The 18272-nt window shown below is 53.0% G+C and carries 18 protein-coding genes; 8 read left to right on the top strand and 10 right to left on the bottom strand.

Features of this window, described 5'->3' with window-relative positions; all coding sequences use genetic code 11:
• Both ACOJWD_RS10625 and ACOJWD_RS10620 read right to left on the bottom strand, forming a co-directional pair.
• Window positions 1–1919, bottom strand: a 1919-nt coding sequence (locus ACOJWD_RS10625; RefSeq protein ID WP_486993205.1) for a heavy metal translocating P-type ATPase, incomplete at its 3' end; no start/stop codon positions are given.
• A gap of 17 nt (window positions 1920–1936) precedes the next feature.
• Window positions 1937–2212, bottom strand: coding sequence for a metal-sensitive transcriptional regulator (locus ACOJWD_RS10620; protein WP_486993204.1), 276 nt, complete (start codon window positions 2210–2212; stop codon window positions 1937–1939).
• Between the two features lie 109 nt (window positions 2213–2321).
• On the opposite strand from ACOJWD_RS10620, the gene ACOJWD_RS10615 reads away from it, so the two are divergent.
• The gene (locus ACOJWD_RS10615) at window positions 2322–3275 is read left to right on the top strand and encodes a multidrug resistance efflux transporter family protein (protein ID WP_486993203.1); all 954 of its coding nucleotides are present in this window, start codon (window positions 2322–2324) and stop codon (window positions 3273–3275) included.
• Between the two features lie 13 nt (window positions 3276–3288).
• Here ACOJWD_RS10615 and ACOJWD_RS10610 read toward each other — a convergent pair whose 3' ends face one another.
• The 5 genes from ACOJWD_RS10610 to ACOJWD_RS10590 form a co-directional block, all read right to left on the bottom strand.
• On the bottom strand, window positions 3289–4302 hold the full coding sequence (locus ACOJWD_RS10610) for a zinc-binding dehydrogenase (RefSeq protein WP_486993202.1): 1014 nt from the start codon (window positions 4300–4302) through the stop codon (window positions 3289–3291).
• A 49-nt stretch (window positions 4303–4351) separates the two neighbouring features.
• On the bottom strand, window positions 4352–5602 hold the full coding sequence (locus tag ACOJWD_RS10605; protein WP_486993201.1) for a hypothetical protein: 1251 nt from the start codon (window positions 5600–5602) through the stop codon (window positions 4352–4354).
• An 83-nt stretch (window positions 5603–5685) separates the two neighbouring features.
• Window positions 5686–6681 (bottom strand): glycosyltransferase family 4 protein, encoded by a 996-nt coding sequence (locus ACOJWD_RS10600; protein WP_486993200.1) that lies wholly within the window; start codon window positions 6679–6681, stop codon window positions 5686–5688.
• Between the two features lie 22 nt (window positions 6682–6703).
• Window positions 6704–7069: a tRNA-binding protein gene (locus ACOJWD_RS10595; RefSeq protein WP_486993199.1), complete on the bottom strand. Its 366-nt coding sequence runs from the start codon at window positions 7067–7069 to the stop codon at window positions 6704–6706.
• Window positions 7070–7079: 10 nt separating this feature from the next.
• On the bottom strand, window positions 7080–8345 hold the full coding sequence (locus tag ACOJWD_RS10590) for an HD domain-containing protein (protein WP_486993206.1): 1266 nt from the start codon (window positions 8343–8345) through the stop codon (window positions 7080–7082).
• 117 nt (window positions 8346–8462) lie between these two features.
• On the opposite strand from ACOJWD_RS10590, the gene ACOJWD_RS10585 reads away from it, so the two are divergent.
• Window positions 8463–9725 carry a hydantoinase/carbamoylase family amidase gene (locus ACOJWD_RS10585; RefSeq protein WP_486993198.1) on the top strand — a complete coding sequence of 421 codons (1263 nt, stop codon included), beginning with the start codon at window positions 8463–8465 and terminating at the stop codon, window positions 9723–9725.
• Window positions 9725–11059, top strand: coding sequence for an amidohydrolase family protein (locus ACOJWD_RS10580; protein WP_486993197.1), 1335 nt, complete (start codon window positions 9725–9727; stop codon window positions 11057–11059). The genes ACOJWD_RS10585 and ACOJWD_RS10580 overlap by 1 nt, the downstream gene beginning before the upstream one ends.
• 310 nt (window positions 11060–11369) lie before the next feature.
• Here ACOJWD_RS10580 and ACOJWD_RS10575 read toward each other — a convergent pair whose 3' ends face one another.
• Window positions 11370–11621 carry a hypothetical protein gene (locus ACOJWD_RS10575; RefSeq protein ID WP_486993196.1) on the bottom strand — a complete coding sequence of 84 codons (252 nt, stop codon included), beginning with the start codon at window positions 11619–11621 and terminating at the stop codon, window positions 11370–11372.
• 139 nt (window positions 11622–11760) lie between these two features.
• Here ACOJWD_RS10575 and ACOJWD_RS10570 point away from each other — a divergent pair, with 139 nt between their 5' ends.
• Window positions 11761–12987 (top strand): NRAMP family divalent metal transporter, encoded by a 1227-nt coding sequence (locus tag ACOJWD_RS10570; RefSeq protein ID WP_486993195.1) that lies wholly within the window; start codon window positions 11761–11763, stop codon window positions 12985–12987.
• Here ACOJWD_RS10570 and ACOJWD_RS10565 read toward each other — a convergent pair.
• Window positions 12984–13370, bottom strand: coding sequence for a hotdog fold thioesterase (locus tag ACOJWD_RS10565; RefSeq protein ID WP_486993194.1), 387 nt, complete (start codon window positions 13368–13370; stop codon window positions 12984–12986). The two genes, ACOJWD_RS10570 and ACOJWD_RS10565, sit on opposite strands and share 4 nt — an antisense overlap.
• 173 nt (window positions 13371–13543) lie before the next feature.
• On the opposite strand from ACOJWD_RS10565, the gene ACOJWD_RS10560 reads away from it, so the two are divergent.
• Genes ACOJWD_RS10560 through ACOJWD_RS10545 form a run of 4 tightly spaced genes read left to right on the top strand, consistent with a single transcriptional unit; the run spans window position 13544 to window position 17234 of the window.
• The gene (locus ACOJWD_RS10560) at window positions 13544–14932 is read left to right on the top strand and encodes a dipeptidase (protein WP_486993193.1); all 1389 of its coding nucleotides are present in this window, start codon (window positions 13544–13546) and stop codon (window positions 14930–14932) included.
• Entirely contained in the window at window positions 14925–15827 is a 903-nt protein-coding gene (locus ACOJWD_RS10555) for a serine O-acetyltransferase (RefSeq protein ID WP_486993192.1), read from the top strand. The genes ACOJWD_RS10560 and ACOJWD_RS10555 overlap by 8 nt, the downstream gene beginning before the upstream one ends.
• A gap of 25 nt (window positions 15828–15852) precedes the next feature.
• Entirely contained in the window at window positions 15853–16284 is a 432-nt protein-coding gene (locus ACOJWD_RS10550; RefSeq protein WP_486993191.1) for a hypothetical protein, read from the top strand.
• Entirely contained in the window at window positions 16281–17234 is a 954-nt protein-coding gene (locus ACOJWD_RS10545; RefSeq protein WP_486993190.1) for a threonine ammonia-lyase, read from the top strand. Before ACOJWD_RS10550 ends, ACOJWD_RS10545 begins: the two co-directional genes overlap by 4 nt.
• 264 nt (window positions 17235–17498) lie before the next feature.
• Here the strand turns inward: ACOJWD_RS10545 and wrbA are convergent, their stop codons facing one another.
• Window positions 17499–18098 (bottom strand): NAD(P)H:quinone oxidoreductase, encoded by a 600-nt coding sequence (gene wrbA / locus ACOJWD_RS10540; protein ID WP_486993189.1) that lies wholly within the window; start codon window positions 18096–18098, stop codon window positions 17499–17501.
• Between the last annotated feature and the right edge of the window lie 174 nt (window positions 18099–18272).

The raw sequence follows: 18272 nt of genomic DNA, 5'->3' as shown, positions 1-18272 counted from the left end.
GTGACCATGACTACGCGATAGCCCATCTTCGTCCAGGTGGCAATGCTCGTTTTGGCATCCGGCCGGATGGGATCCGATATCTGTAAAAGCCCAATCGTCTGATCCTTGAACCCTAGTAATACCACAGTCTTCCCTTGTCTCTCGGGTTCAATCATGGCCTCGTGTACAGATTTTGGAATGGCCATGCCGTAATCTTCCAAGAGACGGGGATTTCCTAGCACCAGCGTCTCATCGTGCCAAGTCCCTACCACACCCCCTCCGGGCTCTTCATAGATGCCCTCGATATCGGTGCCGGGTACGTCGGTGATTTTACGAATCGCCTCACCCAACGGGTGACTAGACGACACCTCCAGTGCCGATGCCAATCGACGCACGGTGATGTCATCCACCTCTCCATAGGCAACTATCTTCTCGACTGCCGGATGCCCCATCGTCAGAGTACCGGTCTTATCGAGACAAATCGTATCCACCCGGCTTGCCCGCTCTAAGGCCTCCCCGCTGCGAAAGAGTACTCCTGCCCGCGCACCCATGCCCGACCCCACCATGACGGCCGTCGGGGTCGCCAAGCCGAGGGAGCAGGGACATGCCACCACCAGGACCGCAACCGCGCGTAACCAGGCCGCATTCAAATCATGCAATACCAACCCCGTGAGCATAAACGTGACCAAGGCAATCGCAATCACAATCGGGACAAATACCGACGCAATGCGATCAGCAAATTGCTGGATGGGGGCTCGCTTAGCTTGGGCAGCTTCGACGGTACGCACAATTTGGGCAAGCACCGTGTCCTTGCCTACATGTTCCGCCGCGATGCGAAATGGTGACCGACCACGATGGATGCTCCCCGCGACCACCGAATCTCCGAGTTGCTTATAGAGTGGCATCGGCTCTCCAGTCAACATGGACTCATCTACCAAGCCATTACCGTCCTTTACCACGCCATCAACCGGAATACGATCCCCAGGCCGAATGGCTAATACATCGCCGACCGCCACCTGCTCCACAGGAACAATTTCGATCCGTCCATCATCCTTCACCCGGCGAGTCGTTTTCGGCGTCAGGCCGAGCAATTTGCGAATCGCCTCCGTAGTTCGTCCTTTTGCCAAAGCTTCCATATACTTCCCCACCAAGATTAGTGTCACCACAGTGGCCGAAGTATCAAAATAGATGGGCCGATGGGCAAACACCCCGTATACTGAAATGGCCCACGCGGCTAAGGTCCCAGTGGCCACCAGCACATCCATATTGGCATTCCTATGACTGAGGTTTAACCACGCACGGCGAATAAATCCCCATCCGGGACCAAACTCGACCAAAGTGGCTAACACCAGTTGCACGTCGGGACCGTCCCAGGTCGGAAAGGTATGGCTAACCAGCATCTTTTCCATTGACAGCCAGATCGGTAGGGTTAATGCGACTGAAATGACGAGGCGAATAAGTGCCTGACGGCTTTCGATAATGCGGCCTGATTGTCGCCCTGTATCTTGCCTCACTTGAAACCCAGCATTACCAACTTCTCGAATCACGTCGCTTGCCGAAGAGATTCCTCTGACCAGGTCAAATACGGCGGTATTATTAGCCCCGTTGATGCGCACGTTAATCACCCCAGGAATACGCGTTAAAACACTGTCCAGTCGTGCTCGAGCGGGGGCCTCATCTAGACCTGAGACATGCAACCGTACTTCGTCCGTGCGCACTGTATAGCCTGATTTCCTTACCGCTTCCACAAAGTCAACCGGTTGCACCACCTGAGGATGAAAGATGACCTGGGCATTTTCTAACGCCAAGTTCACTGTCGCTTCATCGACACCATCGAGTCGCCTCAGAGTCTTTTCCACCTGCGCGACACAAGACGCACAGGTCATCCCTCCGATTTCCAGTTGCAAGACGTCTTTTGAGTCTTCTGGCGAATTAAGCATTACGTTCAGCCTCCGTCTTAACGCCGTACCACTTTACGAATTACATCGACTAACTCATGAATCGCATCGTCACCCTGATTCTCTTGAATCGCATCGGTAACGCAACCCTTGACATGATCTTCGAGCAATAGCAGGCCGACCTCATCGAGCGCACCATCGAGCGCCGCCAACTGTTGAAGGATGTCTGGACAATAACGACCGTCCTCCACCATGCGCATGACTCCTTTAATCTGCCCTTCAATCCGCTTGAGTCGTCCCATAATTTGGTCTTTGTGCGATTCGTATCGATACATGGCTGGTCCCCATCCTTCTATAATACACATACTCCCTACGTGTATTATATATGACACCTTGTCTTTTGTTACAATAATCCCACTCACCTCTGCACCAAAGGAGCTCTGTATGAAGCACGCCATGTTACTGGGGACTCTGGCAGCATTCTTCTTTTCTTCAACCTTTGTCCTTAACCACGTTCTCGCCATGGCCGGAGGCAATGTGTTTTGGCTCGCCAGTCTACGCTACATCTGGACCGTGCCGATGTTGTTGGTGGTGGTTAAATTCCGCGGCCAAGACCCCCAATTTCTTCGTACCTTTTGGTCTCATCTTGGACCTTTTATCGTGTGGGGTACAGTGGGCTTTGGCCTGTTCTATCTGCCGCTCACCTGGGTCGCATCCTGGGCACCCGCTTGGCTAGTAGCCGGCACCTGGCAAGTGACCATTATCATGGGAAGTCTCTTAGTCCCTCTCATCGAAACCGATCCGTTTCAAAAACGTATTCCTTTTCGAGAACTGCTTCCTTCAGCTGTCATCTTAGTCGGCGTAGCCGTCACCGAATGGGTCTCCCACGGGACTCTCGGCGGGAAACCTCTCTTAGCGATTGCCCCGATAGCGGTGGCTGCCATTGCCTACCCACTGGGTAATCGGCAGATGATGCGATATACGCGCTCCCATCTCCCGCAGTGGTCCGTGTGGGATCGCACCATGGCGATGACGTTAGGTAGTCTGCCGTTTTGGGTGGTGCTGATGGGAATTGCTCAAATGAAAAGCGGTTGGCCGACGGTCAATGTAGTATGGGGCTCCGGTGCAATAGCGCTTTTTTCCGGGGTGGTGGCTACCGTGCTCTTTTTTAGCGCTACCGACAGCAGTCAGGGCAATGTCTCTGCACTGGCGCGCATCGAGGCCACCCAGTCTCTGGAAATTCTCTTTACGGTGCTCTTGGGCCGTCTGATCTTCCACGAAAAATGGCCCAGCGTTTTCGAGAGCGCCGGGCTTATCCTCATCATGCTTGGGATGATTATCCATAGTGCCAATGTCGAACGACGACCAAATCCCCCCAAACCTTCCGCCTCATCATGAGACCCCAGGGCGGCTACATCGTGAGTATAATTTTCCCAAATACTCCTTGATGCTCCAACTGCTCATGCGCCTGGTCCGCCTGTTCCAGCGGATAGGTCGTGTCAATTTCGGGAATGAGTATCCCTCGACTAAAAAGCGGCAACAGGCGTGGGAGAATGGATGCGCTCCCCATAAAAGCCCCTAAGAGAGTAATGCGATTGCGAAAAAGACTTCCCAAATCCAATCGCACCTCACCGCCGGTCGTCGTACCCACTGTCACGATGACGCCTCCGCGAGCCACCACGTCTAACGATACAGGAAAGCTCACCTGGCCCACGGAATCCACCACGACGTCCGCTCCACGACCTTGAGTGAGCGTCATCACCGTATCCTGAGCCTCTTTAAGTGCACCCAAAATGATCACCTCATCGGCGCCATATTGCCTCAGTTTCTCAGTGCGACTGGGATTACGCGTGACCGCCAAGACGCGCATGCCTCGCAACTTCGCCAGTTGGAGGGTGGCCACTCCCAGCCCTCCAGTCGCACCCCAGAGCAACACGGTTTGTCCAGGAAGAGCCCCGCTTCGCACCAAAAAGTCCTCTGCTGTCACATAAGGGATGCCAATGCTCGCGGCCTCAGAAAAAGTCAGCCCCCCGGGCATGGCGACGACATTGCGAGCCTCTAAAATCGCATAATCCGCATACGTACCGTCAAAAATATGAAACGACGGACAAGCCGGCGTATTCCCCGACAGACAGGCCGTGCAAGAGCCACAGGACACCCCAGGATTAATCACCACTTTTTGCCCCACCGACCACTCTCGCACTCCGGCTCCGATGGCATCAATTTCCCCGGCCCCGTCGCTTCCCGGGATAATTGGGTCGATAATCGGGCCAAACCGACCTCGACGCACCCAAATATCGCGATGATTGATGCCTGCTGCACGTAGGCGAACTCGCACTTGTCCGACGCCTGGGTCCGGAACCGCAATTTCGTCATATTGGAGTGCTGAAACATCCCCAGGCTGATGAATGCGAATGGCTTTCATTGGATATGCCTCCCTCGGACTATTGAATATTTCTACCGCGTTAAGACCGTTATTCGGATCGATATGGAGCTCGCTTTAATGTCCATGCCAGACGGCGCGCATCCTGCCACAACCTCAGGGGAGAAAACCCTGGTGGAAAAATGGGCCAATCCCAATGTAAGGCCGCTGTCTCTTTAATATATCCTAAAAATGCCAAATCGGGGAGAAGGCGTTGGTGGGTCAACGCCGCCAGTGCTTCCTGCAGGGTTAGACCGGCAATTTTCCCCGAAGGGAGGCGACCTGAACGTTCAAACGAGGCAATAATTGCGCTGGCTACCGTCTGGGCACGATCATCGCTTATCAGCGGGACCATCACTGTAGAGCCTCTATGCTGCTCCATCCAATGGTGAGGAGCACCTACGTAAGGCACCTCCAATGTCATCAAGCGAGGATGCCTCACAAACATCGCTAGGGCATAGAGTGCCTCCGCTGCCGAAAGAGTCCCCTCACTCATCTCCATTGGACCCCATCCCTGCTGCACAATCGCGTCTTGGATCTCCTGTCGCCGGACGGTTACAGGACCTCTCGCCTGTACCTCATCTCTCAGCGTGCTCACATCCCCCCACTTCACCGGCAATCCTTTTATTCTCTCAATATAGCGATCAAATGCTTTCAAAGCGGCATCCTGTTCGGCACTGGATCTCACAGGTGCTGGGCGCAAGGGGGCAACGGTTGTGCCATGCGGAAAGTTCACGACGTCCCAAAACTCCTTGGTGACGAGCTCCGTCGGATGAAGCATGACCATAAAGGCATCCCCGGGATGCTCTAAGACATAGTGGTCAACCAAGGAAACGGCCTCATCCAGGTTATGAGGCAGTCCCAATCCAAAAGGACGAGGGTTAATCACAGGAAATGAGAGGTGCAGGATCTCACCGTACCAATAGGGATGAGACAAATCCACCACATAGCTATTAAAGGAATCTGTAAAAAACACGTCCATGCCCAGTTGAGGAAGAGATTCTACGGCTTCCGGAACCCAATTTCCCCCTGGCTGGGTGAAATATGTGGGGGGCTTAATCAAATCCTTGACCATCGTCACTCCCCGTCCTTCGCGCGCAATAAATACATCGCACGCCTCCTCATAGGACAGTAAAGCCGCCTCCTCCGCCAACGTAGGATGTTCGCTGTGGCTCAATGAATGAAATCCCAGTGCTGGAGTGCCGCGTAGGGCACGGAGGGCCTTCTCATACCCTCTTTCAAACAATGCTTGGACCTTCTTTCCCACTAGGCCATAGGATCCAGGCATATTATGGCGCTGCATGGTTTCCCACATTCGCCACAGGGCTTCGTCTGACTCTGGAGTAAGAAAATCCTCTACGTCAAAACGAATGAATCCCCGTGAAATCAGCGACAGCACCCCCTAACGGCTACACAATCCTCATAGAGACGTTCGTATCGTGCCACCTCATGCATAATGGAATGCCGAGACACGATCTGAGCGCGAGCCGCCCGTTTCATTGCGATAGCCTCGTCTGGATGAGAAAAAATATCCTCCATCTTTTGAAGAAAATCCTCTTGCCCATCAAAAAGAAGTCCGGTCCGCCCGTTCTGAATCAATGCCTCATTTCCTCGAATGTCGGTGGCGAGGACCAATGCCGAGCAGGCCATGGCCTCCATGATCGCGTTCGACACCCCCTCGACTTCTGAGGTATTTAAAAAGATCTCTGCCGCCCGATACCACGACGCCATCTCGGTCTGCGCCCGATCACCCAAGAGGTGAACCCAATCGTGGCCCTCGGCCTTATCCAATACCCGCTGCCATTCACCGTTTTCGCGAATTGGCCCGGCAATGGCCAATTGATAGTCACGACCAGTCTTTTGACGAAGAGCATCCACTATATCGATGCCCCAAGACGAACGCTTCACCGGGCGAACTCCACCCGCCATTAGAATGAGCGGGTGTGGCGCGTCAGCATGCGCTCCATCGGGATGAAACTCATCGATGTTCACCGAGGGGGGCACCACAACCACTCGGTCCTCCCACTGCGGCGCGTCGCGCAATAATCGCGCTCGCCCATCTTCAGTAAACGTGACCTGGTAACGAATCGCCTCTATCCGTTCTTTCAACCTCTGAGCATCGTGCGCCCAATCCTGCCATAAATCGGTCCCGGTCCAGGTGGCGACAATTTGCTCGGGATTGATGCCATCTTCCACCAAACGTGCTCCCACCTGGCTGGCATTCCACGCATGATAAACGTCAAACCCGGAAATCCCCGGATGATACCAAACAATTTCCGCGTCGTGTCCAGCCTTTGAAAGCCCCAATTCCATTCTCCGCGCCGAGATGCTGTTACCACCTGTCGGCGGTGTATCCTCGGGAATAATTAATGCAATACGCAATCGTATCGTCCTTTCTGGGTACCTATGCAATCGGTGTTCCGTTGGGTACCATTTCGCCCGGTCGGAGCAATACCACCGCTCCGTCGCTTCGCGTAGCGCCAAGTACTAAGACTTCAGATCGTACCGAGGCCACCTGTCTCGGAGGAAAGTTTAATACCGCCACAACTTGGGTGCCAACCAAGTCCTCTGGCGTATAAAGTGTGGTGATTTGCGCTGAAGACTCTCGTACTCCGTCAGACCCAAAATCAATGGTCAGGTGATAAGCCGGCTTTTTGGCCTTTTGATTGGCTACTGCCTTCACAATGGTTCCAACGGCCAAATGGTAACGAAAAAACCCTTCCGGCGATTCATATCTTAAGACCGATTGACCATCCTCTCGCTCACTCATTCCGCTCACCTCAATTGACCGGTATACTCCCTATCTTTCCAGAGCCGGCGTCCTCTAATACTTCCGGTGGCACGTAAATACGACGTATTGGCCGATGTTCTTCCGCGATCGCACGAATGGGTGCCGAGTCCTGAGACATTTCGGTCAACTGCCCTGAATCTTGGGAGTACAACCAAATAGCATTTTCTGGATTTGGCTCGCGTGTACTTCCTAAATAATAATCATAATAAACTGTACCCGTTTCGTCGACTATACAATAGTAATTAGGATCCAGTCCTTGTTGTGCAACTTTTTCCTTTAACTTCTCATACGTCTCAGAATCCCAATCCACCTCTTTCAAGAGTCGTCGATCTAAAAATCGGCGACAAAGATCCCGCAACACCGCATCGGCGTCCTCTTGCCAGACGGCAAAAGCGTTTAACAAGGACGCATCGTCCAGGATTAGGTAATCTTTTAACGTCATTTCTCCCATCAGAAATGGCGCTATTGCCGGATTAGTGACGATGGGCGGATGCCCGTCGTTCATCAAGATACGCGCTCGCTCCAAGATCGTGCGTAAGAGTACTTCTCCGGCCCGACTGACAGGATGGAAATAGACCTGCCAATACATAAAATATCGCGCCAATAGGTAGGCCTCGACCGTATGTAATCCGCTCTTTCTCACCACCAAACGGTCCTCTAACGGCCGCATAATTCGGATAATGCGGGCTAAATCGAATTTCCCATAGTCGACGCCGGTCGCAATCGAATCTCGCATCAAATAGTCGAGACGATCCGCATCCAATTGTCCACTGACCAAAGAGACAATGAGGCGATTGTCAAAGGTTTTGTCAATCACTGCGGCCACGTCTTGCGCAAACCCCTCATATACTTGTTCGAGGGCCTGATGCACTTCGGTGGATGGGTCCAGAATAATACGCGTACTCCACCGTTCATGCCTCTCACCCATCACTTTCTCCAGCGCGTGCGAGAACGGTGCGTGGCCGATATCATGTAAGAGCCCCGCGACCATAGCTAGGCGATCGTACTGATGGGGCCAGTCATACCCCTGTCGATCAAAGGCGACAATCATTTGGCGAATCACTTCATAGACACCTAATGAATGCGAAAATCGACTGTGGTCTCCTCCAGGATAGGCTAAGTAAGTGGTGCCTAATTGCCGAATACGGCGCAGACGCTGCATCTCTTTGGTGTTAATTAAATTCCAGATCAGGGGATCGTGAACATAAATATAACCATGGACCGGGTCCTTAAATACCTTTTCTTCTTCGCTCATGTTCAACGGGCTACCCTCCCATTCTCCCCCGATAGTAGCATGAATCTTCGTCGCTCCTGTACAATACCGTAAGAAACCTTGCGACAGTCACTATTAACTTCAAGAGGAGGATCTGTGTTGACCAATCCACTCATCAAGAGCATTGACGAGAATTTTTTCCTTGAAACCTTTCGCGAACTGGCGCTCATTGGGCGCGACCCCGGGGGGCGTGGCTATCAACGCCTCGCTTGGTCGAAAGAAGAACGCCAGGCCCACCAATGGTTTCAAGACAAGTGCCGAACCATTGGACTGAATGTATATAGTGATGAGGCGGGAAATACCTTTGCCGATCTGCCGCATTCTCGCGCACTTGCCGCATTAACGCTCGGGTCCCATCTTGACAGTGTACCCTACGGCGGAACGTTCGATGGTGGCTATGGTGTAGTGGCAGCCTTAACCGCCGCTAAGGCAATATTGGATCAGGGGATCACGCTCAACCGTCCGTTACGCATCGCGGCCTTCACTGACGAGGAAGGCCCGCGATTTGGCACCGGCCTCTTGGGTTCAAAGGCGCTTTCGGGTGCACTCGATATGGATCTCATCACCAAAGCACAAGATCAATATGGCATCACCTTGAGAGAGGCCATGGCAGAATATCAACATGACATGGACAAACTTCCGATGGCGGCTCAGCGTCTCGACACATTCTATGGCTACATTGAAATTCACATTGAGCAGGGTCCACGGTTAGAGCGACAGCGCATACCGATTGCCACCGTGACGACGATTACAGGAATCCGACAAGTCCGCCTCACCTACGTGGGCAAGGCTAACCACGCTGGCACGACCCCAAAAGAGGAACGTCAAAATGCCCTCCGGGCCGCAGCCGAAACCATTACCAGTTTTAGCCGCTATGTTGATAGTGAGGAAGCGTTAGTGGCCAATCCTGGTCATATTGTAGTTCACCCGAACGCCACTAATGTAGTCCCCGGGGAAGTACGATTGCAATGGGACCTGCGTTCGCCCAACGCCGACGTTCTAGAAGCGGCATACCGTGAATTGTCGCAAGTAGCCCTAAAGGCTGGGGCGACCTCACGAGTCGACGTCGAGGTCGAGATCTTTCATGATGTCGTGCCTTCCCCCCTGCATGAGCCGTGGATGAATATTGTTGAAGAGGCAGCCCACGCCCAAAAACTATCTTCCACACGACTGGTGTCCTGGGCAGGCCACGATGCCGGCGTTCTTGGGATGGTCATGCCAGCGGCAATGATTTTCATTCCCAGCCAAGCGGGGATAAGTCATGCACCAGAGGAGTTTTCTACCGATGCGGATATGCTCCAAGGAGTCCGAGTACTGGCTGAAACAGCGGCGCGACTGCTCACCAACCAGGAGGAGCAATAATGGCGAGCATAATCTATGCGCCCGACTTTGCCGTGATCGACGGCAAAATCCTGAAGAAGCCGGGGATTTTAGTGGCCGACGACGGTCTTATTCAACACATTGATCATCCCGATGCCCTCGCGCAGGAATTCCCCGACGCCGTCGTGGAACGGCTTGACGGAGAAGCCCTCCTGCCAGGAACGGTGAACGGTCATAATCACGGATTTCAAGTCATGATGCGTGGGCTGGGAGAAGATTATGATTTCATGACTTGGAGAAGCCAGGTCCTCTATCCGATATCCGAAATCCTCACCAGCGAGGAGATTTACCAGTCGGCGCGCCTCGCCTATTGGGATATGCTGCGGCATGGCATTACGGCAGTGGCTGACTTCTTTTATCTCAACGATCAGGGCACCGATAATGCCATGGCGATTGCACGGGCAGCCCGAGATGTAGGAATTCGTCTGCTCTTGGCGCGGACCTTCTATGATTGGGATGGAGCGCCTCTCCGCTATCGTGAAACGCCCAAAGCGGCTTACGACCACACCATGGAACTCTCGCAACGGTTGGTGGCCGAGGGCTTAAGTCCCTGGGTCACCTTGCAGGTGGCGCCTCATTCCCCACACGGTGCTTCCGACGCCATGGTGGAATCCGCGGTGCATGCCGCTAAGACCTTAGATACCCACTTGCACATTCATGTCGCCGAAGGACAATATGAACGCGAAGCCATGTTGAAGACGCGTCAACTCACGCCCATTGCTTGGTGCGCAGAACGCGGCGCACTGGGGCCAAAAACCCTGGCCATACACGCGGTGTGGGTGGACGACGCCGACCTGGATATTCTTCAAGAAACCGGCACGGCTGTGGTACACAACCCGAGCAGCAACATGATTCTCGGCGATGGTATTGCCCCCATTACCACCATGATCGAACGTCACATTCCGGTGCTTCTAGGAACCGATGGCGGATGTACCAATGACCGGCATTCCATTTTAGATGACATGAGACAAGCGGCCCTCCTTCAAAAAGTCCACTGGACCGATTCCAGTGTGATTGATGCCTCTACGGTGTTCGCCATGGGCACCTCTATTGGCAGCCGAAGTCTCGGGCTCAAAAGCGGCCGGCTGCTGCCCGGAGAAGCCTTTGACGCGCTCACCGTCAATTTAGACGATCCATCGCTACTCCCTGGCCCAATTACGCTGGGACACCTCGTCTATGCGCTCGCGGACACGGCCATCCGCAGTGTCTATGTCGGTGGGCACCGCGTAATTCACCAAGGAACGCCCACTCGCTTTGACCCCCATCCGCTTACACACTGGGCACGTGAATGGCAAAGCGCGCGTGGTATGGAATAGTCTCTTCAAGCGGTTGCTAGCGGCCCCGCTGGTCCCAAGGATGCTAGTAGAAACACCACGCTACCTGCGTGGTGTTTCTACTAGAGGTCTCTTATCCGCTTGGCTTGAGACGACCCCAATGCCCCATCCTAGGCTACTTTTGGGTCGTAGGCCCCTATCGATGATTGATACCAGATTCTGTAGGCTGTGCCCTCAGCGAATCCACTGCCATAGGTTCTACCTCGGCATGGGAAATTCCTCAAACACTATTGGTAGCATCCAGTCACCCTCCCAGCGGTCACGATGAATAGGTAACTGGGAAGGCCCGAGTTCAACTGCCATTACCGGGTTTTTTCCTTTTCCGCATCGCCGAAAGTGTCATCCCTAATCCAAACAACAAAATCAGTCCACCGATGTCACTCACAGTCGCCTGACTGTGTTTAGAAAAGAAGTGTGCTACTCCGACCACCATCAGGCCAATCGCAATAACTCCTGAACTTCGATTGGTGAGTCGCGCAATCCCCAGTCCAAGTCCCACGGCTCCTAATCCGATTTCCACCCATGCAAACCATAGAGTATCCACACCGTTCACTCCATCCTTCTACCACTCTAAGGTAGAGTTCGCGACTTTCACGACATTCACCTGCCATCGTTAAAATTCATATCGTGGATAACAGTTAAAATCTAGACACAAGACGATCTTAGGGCAAAGAGGCGATTCGGTGCAGAATCCGAGACCCGTCAGGGCCGAAAAGAAAATTAGGCGTAACGCTCTCTTTATAGCTTTTTTCGCCATTGGGCCGGGTGTGCTAGGCCTTGCCGCCGACAACGATGCCGGCGGCATGCTATCTTATCTGGTTACGGGTGCTGCTCATCACTTGGGCTGGTTTATTGGCGCGCTACTCTTTATGGCTCCGATCACGTATCTAGTGCAAGAGTTGGCATTACGCGTCGCCTTTGCCACTCAAGCTCCGTACAGTCAGGTGATTCGCCGTCGATTTGGTATGCCAATCTCTCGTATTAACGGCATGATTTTGCACCTTCTGAACCTGGTCATCCTGGTAACAGAGTTCTTGGGAATGGCGATGGGAGAAAGCCTGATCGGCATCCCCTGGAAAATCGCAGTCATTTTGTCCTTTCTGATTGTCATGGCGATTACCTCTTGGCGCCAATACCAGTCTGTGGAACGCCTGCTATTGGCCATCGCGCTCGTCAATCTGGTGTTCATCCCAGTGGCACTGATGCTCCATCCCTCGCCAGAAACCTGGCGCATAGCCTTCAGCGGCTCATACTCGCCCGCGGTTGGATTTCTAATGCTATCAATGGCTGGCAATGCCATGGCTCCGTGGATGATCTATTGGCAACAAAATGCCGTGTGGGCTGGCAATGTCCGCACTTTAAAAACCGGTCGACAAGACATTCTTATTGGCGTCATCGCCCAGGGATTGATGGCGACTGTGGTGTTAATGATTGGGGCGCTGACTCTCGGGCACGGCTCGGTGATAAGAAATCCTCTCCTGTGGCTCGCACGTAGTCAAAGCCCTTTAGTCGGCGATCTCTTTGGACTAGGCATTTTTAATGCCGGTTTTCTGGCCGCCTGTACCATTTCTTTGTCTTCTGCTTGGATGGTACGAGAATCATGGGCACCCGGAGAGCACCCACGTCATGAAATGCCGACTCGCGGCGGCCTCTTTGTCCTCCATGCCATCACCTTAGGAATAGCGGCCATCGCAGCCACTATTCTCCCCTTCGGTATTGGCAGTGTGGCCCTCTGGGCGCAAGCGCTAGGCGCTTTATGGATGCCCGTCAGTCTCATCATTCTCGGCCTCATTGCCCGAGATCGGTACATGATGGGACCCATGGCGATTCGCTGGCGACGTCAAATTGTGCTCCTCGGGATCATTCTGTTGTTTATCGCGTTAGCCATCTTGGGGATCAAGGGCAGTTAGCGATCACGAATGGCCACGGTACACCGCGAAATGGCGATGAGCCGGTCGTCTTCGTCTACAATGCGAACATCCCACACCATGGTGGTACGACCACGGTGAACCGGCACACCACGGGCGGTCACCACCCCCTCCGTCTTGGAGCGAATGTGATTGGCATTAATCTCTAGTCCAAAAGCAATCTGCTTTTCCATGTCGATTTGCATCATGGTCCCGACGGACGCGATCGTTTCCGCCAAAGCGACCGAAGCTCCACCATGCAAAATCCCGTACGGTTGATGAGTACGATGGTCGACCGGCATGGTCCCTACCACGAATTCTGGGGTGACTTGCGTAATTTCGATCCCCAGTTGCTGCATCAACGTGCCTTGATTATTCAACTCCATCGTCTATTCCTCACTCTCGCTGAAAGGCTAGCTTCAGTATAGTGGGAGGTGCAGCCGTTCTCAAGGTGATGCATAGACACTCGGTATGGACACCAACGCACTCTAAAAAGACTGTTTCATGAAATTCGTTTTTCGGTATGATAGGGAGAGAGATAGAGGAGGGGTCGCGCATTATGCCACAAACGCCGCAACTCCGGAAGGCACTTTCATACCTTGCGGATCATCGTGAAGCGCAATTAGATGATGTCAAAGAGTTTTTAGAAATCCCTAGTGTATCCGCTTTAAGTGAGCACAAGAGAGATGTGGTTCGAGCAGCAGCATGGTTGCGCAATCGGTTAATTCAAGCGGGATTTACCAATGCCCAGTTAGATGATACCGACGGAAATCCGGTCGTGATTGGATCAAGCACTATCATACCGGATCGCCCCACGGTGTTAGTGTATGGACATTACGATGTCCAGCCTGTCGATCCGCTCGAGTCATGGCATCACCATCCCTTTGAGCCCACGGTAGAGAATAATATCCTCTATGCGCGAGGAGCGAGTGATGACAAGGGGCAAGTCTTTATGCAGTTAATCGCGGCGGAAGCCTGGCAAAAAACCGGTGGCCTCCCCGTGAACCTCAAATTCTTATTTGAAGGCGAAGAAGAGATCGGCAGTACCCACTTAGGCCAGTACATAGAGACGCACCAGAGTCAATTGCGAGCCGATTTAGCCGTGATCTCAGACACCCCAATGTATCAAGAAGACTACCCAGCCATTTGTTATGGCCTTCGTGGTCTAGCATCCTTAGAACTCACGGTATCAGGCCCTTTTCAAGATCTGCATTCGGGTGTATACGGCGGTGCGGTGAAAAATCCGGCCCATGCCCTGGCTAACTTGATTCACTCGCTTCATCACCCCAATGGCAAGGTGGCTGTCAAAGGGTTTTACGATAATGTGGAGACACTGACCGATCAAGAGCGTCATGCCTTTCAGGCACTCCCCTTTGATATGGACACCTATCGAGAACAAACGGGTGTTCCAGCGCTCTACGGAGAAGAAGGCTATACGGTCTTAGAGCGCATCTGGGCGCGCCCAACGTTAGAAGTCAATGGCATGTGGTCCGGGTTTACGGGTGAGGGTCAAAAGACGATTATTCCTGCCACGGCGCATGCCAAAATTACCTGTCGTTTAGTTCCTCATCAAGACCCGGTGCAGGTGCTTGACGCAATCGAATCCCATTTACACTCTCACCTGCCCAAGGGAGTGCGGTTAACTATCCGACGCGGCGAGGGAGCACCAGGATCCATTACCCCCATCAACCACCCCGCGGTTAAGGCCGCTGAAACTGCGATTCGCGACATCTACCAAAAATCCGCAAACTACATCCGTATGGGTGGATCCATCCCGGTGGTGGTAGATTTTCAAGAAATACTGCATATCCCGACCCTGTTGTTAGGATTTGCCCTGCCCACGGAAAATTTCCATGCCCCAAATGAGCATTTTCATTTGGACAATTTTTATCGCGGGGCACAAACCGTTGCCACGCTGTGGAGCTACCTAGGAGACGTCGATGCCTGACATTGCAATGAGCGCCCGTGAAATGAATCATTTGGTGAATGCCCTATATGAAGGTGAAGGCCGAGTAGCCAATTGGGAGCGTATTAGCCGACCTCTCAGCAGAATCCCACTAGTCGAGTTCCTAAACGACCTGCAAGGCGTCTTATTTCCGCATTGCACGTCGGTCTCCAAAGCCTCAGATATTCGCCCGGTTGAGACCATCGGTCAACTGTTGTGGACGCTAACTGGCCTCATCCATCGTGCCAGCCAGCATGACTGTGTGGAACCGCTACCGTGTCCCGGACTAGAAGAGGCAGCCCAGGTGGCGCGGAGATTCTTCTTAGCCCTACCAGACCTCCAAAAGGACGCGCTCACCGATGCTGATGCAGCGTTTGCGGGTGATCCTGCCGCGCGCGGCGTCACCGAGATTATTAGCACCTATCCGGGATTCTACGCCACCTTGGTCTATCGTTTGGCTCATCAGCTTTTTCTGTTGAATGTCCCCCTCTTGCCGCGCATGATGACCGAAATTGCCCATAGTGATACCGGTATTGACATCCACCCCGGCGCTCAAATTGGCTTGCACTTTTTCATTGACCATGGAACCGGCGTCGTCATTGGAGAGACGACCGAAATTGGTGACCAGGTCACCCTCTATCAAGGGGTCACGCTGGGAGCCCTTAACTTCCCGCACGATCAGTCAGGGCGCATCATTCGCGGCAGTAAACGCCATCCAACCATTGAACACGATGTGGTCATCTATTCAGAAGCCACAATTCTAGGAGGCGAGACGTGCGTTGGCCATGATTCCATTATTGGCGGTAATGTCTGGCTCACCGAAAGCGTACCCCCATTTTCGAAAGTCACGGCAAAGTCTACAATATCGTTAAGAACACGCAAGGATCCAGTCTCGTAAAATCAACATAAATGGGAGGCACTACATGATGCAACATATTCATGATGATAAACCACCGTTGTCACACGGCACCGCCAGCCTTTGGGTCGATTTGGTATTTTGGAATCCTAACCAAAAAGATGCCCGACAGCTCACTACCTATCTTGAGGAATTTTCGTTAGGGGAACGGTCCCAAACGGTGGAATGGCTCGAGAAATTTACCGTGCGTCTGGCGATGTGGAAGGGCCAATATTGGTATTTTCTTAGTGATGAGGATTGGAAGGAAGCGGGCCCGAACCTCGTTCAATTTATTAAGAAGACCGCAGAATTCTACCACTGTAAAAAAGTCGAATATGATACGCGGGCCTTTACGGTAGGATTAGTGAAAAAAGTGCACAAAGAGCATCATCGCTTGGAGGATCTCTTGAAGGAACGGCCGGCCAATGACCATCCCCTGTGGTGGATATTGAATCCATGAGCCGACCGACCCTAGCCTCGATCACCGAGGCCCGTGATACGCTATCGACAGTCATTCACTCCACGCCTCTGGTCACGAGCACATCGCTTTCCACATTGGCAGGGTGTCAATTAGCGTTTAAACCGGAAAATCTCCAAATTACCGGGTCCTTCAAAATTCGGGGAGCATTTAATAAGATTCATCATCTGATGCATCGCGCTCCCGCTGGCGTAGTAACCGCCTCCTCAGGGAATCATGGGCAAGCGGTGGCATGGGCAAGTCGATACTTCAAAATTCCTGCCCATATTGTGGTACCCACCATTGCCCCATCCATTAAAGTCGCCGCAGCACGTGACTTTGGAGCCACAGTAGAAATGTGTGGAACTCGTAGTCGCGAGCGACTGGAGCGTGCCCAGTTGATTGCCCAAAACCAGGGATATGCGTACATTCCACCGTATGATGATCCTTTAATCATGGCAGGGCAAGGAACCATTGGTCTTGAAATTGTCTCGGAGTGGCCTGAGGTGGACGTGGTACTCGTACCGATTGGTGGAGGTGGCCTCATCTCGGGAATCGCCACAGCCATCAAGGAAAGTCAGCCACGAGTCAAGGTGATTGGGGTGGAACCCAATGGTGCCGCCAAAGCCTTTCTTTCGCGACAAAACGGGGTATTGGTGGAACTCGAATCCACCGACAGTATCGCAGACGGCCTGATTTCACTCGCTTTAGGCAATCTCACCTATCCGATTATTGAGCAATACGTAGATGAACTCGTCACCGTCAGCGACGAAGAAATTCGTAAGGCATTTTGGCTACTCTATGCACGCTTAAAGTTGGTCGTAGAGCCCTCGGGGGCGGTAAGTGCCGCTTATGCGCTATCCCACGGAAGAGAAGCCTTTCCGGGGCAGCGGGTGGTAGCGTTAATTTCTGGCGGCAATGTCGATCCCGCAACCATCGCTTCTCTCAAATAAGCTTTATGCATAAATCCCCTCCCTTGGGTAATCCTACCGTCAAAAGGAGGGGGTTCGATGGAGGCGCAGGCGAACTGCCGCTGCGGAAATCCGCCTGTAGGAGAATGTAGCGACTGTCACGGCCCACTGTGCACCGATCACTTTTGCACGGGCTGTGGACGGTGCGAAAATGACTGTGTCTGTCACTTACGTTGGTGGATTCCCGAATTCTTTTGATGTCTAAGAGGCGCCTCATAGGGCGCCTCTTAGACATCATGGATCTGTTTAACCGATAATTTTCTTTGTGATTTCGACCAGCCTCTTCACTTGATGCTCAACCGCCTTGCGACTTTCTTCAGATATGTTTCCCTGGCTTGCCGTCACTGACGTGCCATACGGATTACCGCCAGCCGCAAATAACACCGGATCGGTATAGCCCGGCGCCACCACAATGGTTCCCCAGTGATACATCGTGGTATATAACGAAAGAATCGTAGCTTCTTGCCCTCCATGGGGATTTTGCGCCGAACTCATCGCCGTTACCGTCTTATTGGTCAACTTTCCTTGTCCCCACAGTGGGCCTGCCGTATCAAGAAACTGCTTCATTTGGGCGGCCATATTGCCAAATCGAGTAGGCACGCTAAAAACCAGTCCGTCTGCCCAATCCAGATCGTCTAATGACGCCTCTTCAATGTGCTGAGTCGCCTCGTGATGCGCTGTCCACTCTGGATTACTCTTAATCGCCTCAGATGGGGCCAATTCCTTGACCTTGCGGAGACGTACTTCAGCCCCCGCGTCCCGGGCGGCTTTTTCCGCTGCTAATGCCAATTGATAGTTGGTACCGGTCGCACTGTAATAAATCACGGCAATTTTCGCGTTACTCAATGTTTATCCCTCTTTCTCAGATAATTTCCGAACTGTGACCGCCTTGTGCCGAGGTTATCCCCTCAAGGATCCCTCCATCGCGAAGCCCTCTCACTGCCTATCACCAACGGTGAGGTTGACCCACCACACAATGCCTTCGCTCTTGCCCACGGTCGCCAAAAATGGTCGCACTCT

This window comes from Sulfobacillus sp. TH-112 (genome assembly GCF_057473405.1).
This window is presented reverse-complemented; position numbering and strand designations above follow the sequence as displayed.

Excerpts from the sequence above, each read along its gene's own strand:
- ACOJWD_RS10615 (WP_486993203.1), top strand. The coding sequence starts at position 2,322 with ATGAAGCACGCCATGTTACTGGGGACTCTGGCAGCATTCTTCTTTTCT.
- ACOJWD_RS10610 (WP_486993202.1), bottom strand. The coding sequence starts at position 4,302 with ATGAAAGCCATTCGCATTCATCAGCCTGGGGATGTTTCAGCACTCCAA.
- ACOJWD_RS10580 (WP_486993197.1), top strand. The coding sequence starts at position 9,725 with ATGGCGAGCATAATCTATGCGCCCGACTTTGCCGTGATCGACGGCAAA.
- ACOJWD_RS10565 (WP_486993194.1), bottom strand. The coding sequence starts at position 13,370 with ATGGAGTTGAATAATCAAGGCACGTTGATGCAGCAACTGGGGATCGAA.
- ACOJWD_RS10620 (WP_486993204.1), bottom strand. The coding sequence starts at position 2,212 with ATGTATCGATACGAATCGCACAAAGACCAAATTATGGGACGACTCAAG.
- ACOJWD_RS10550 (WP_486993191.1), top strand. The coding sequence starts at position 15,853 with ATGATGCAACATATTCATGATGATAAACCACCGTTGTCACACGGCACC.
- ACOJWD_RS10560 (WP_486993193.1), top strand. The coding sequence starts at position 13,544 with ATGCCACAAACGCCGCAACTCCGGAAGGCACTTTCATACCTTGCGGAT.
- ACOJWD_RS10545 (WP_486993190.1), top strand. The coding sequence starts at position 16,281 with ATGAGCCGACCGACCCTAGCCTCGATCACCGAGGCCCGTGATACGCTA.
- ACOJWD_RS10605 (WP_486993201.1), bottom strand. The coding sequence starts at position 5,602 with ATGCAGCGCCATAATATGCCTGGATCCTATGGCCTAGTGGGAAAGAAG.
- ACOJWD_RS10590 (WP_486993206.1), bottom strand. The coding sequence starts at position 8,345 with ATGAGCGAAGAAGAAAAGGTATTTAAGGACCCGGTCCATGGTTATATT.
- ACOJWD_RS10595 (WP_486993199.1), bottom strand. The coding sequence starts at position 7,069 with ATGAGTGAGCGAGAGGATGGTCAATCGGTCTTAAGATATGAATCGCCG.
- ACOJWD_RS10555 (WP_486993192.1), top strand. The coding sequence starts at position 14,925 with ATGCCTGACATTGCAATGAGCGCCCGTGAAATGAATCATTTGGTGAAT.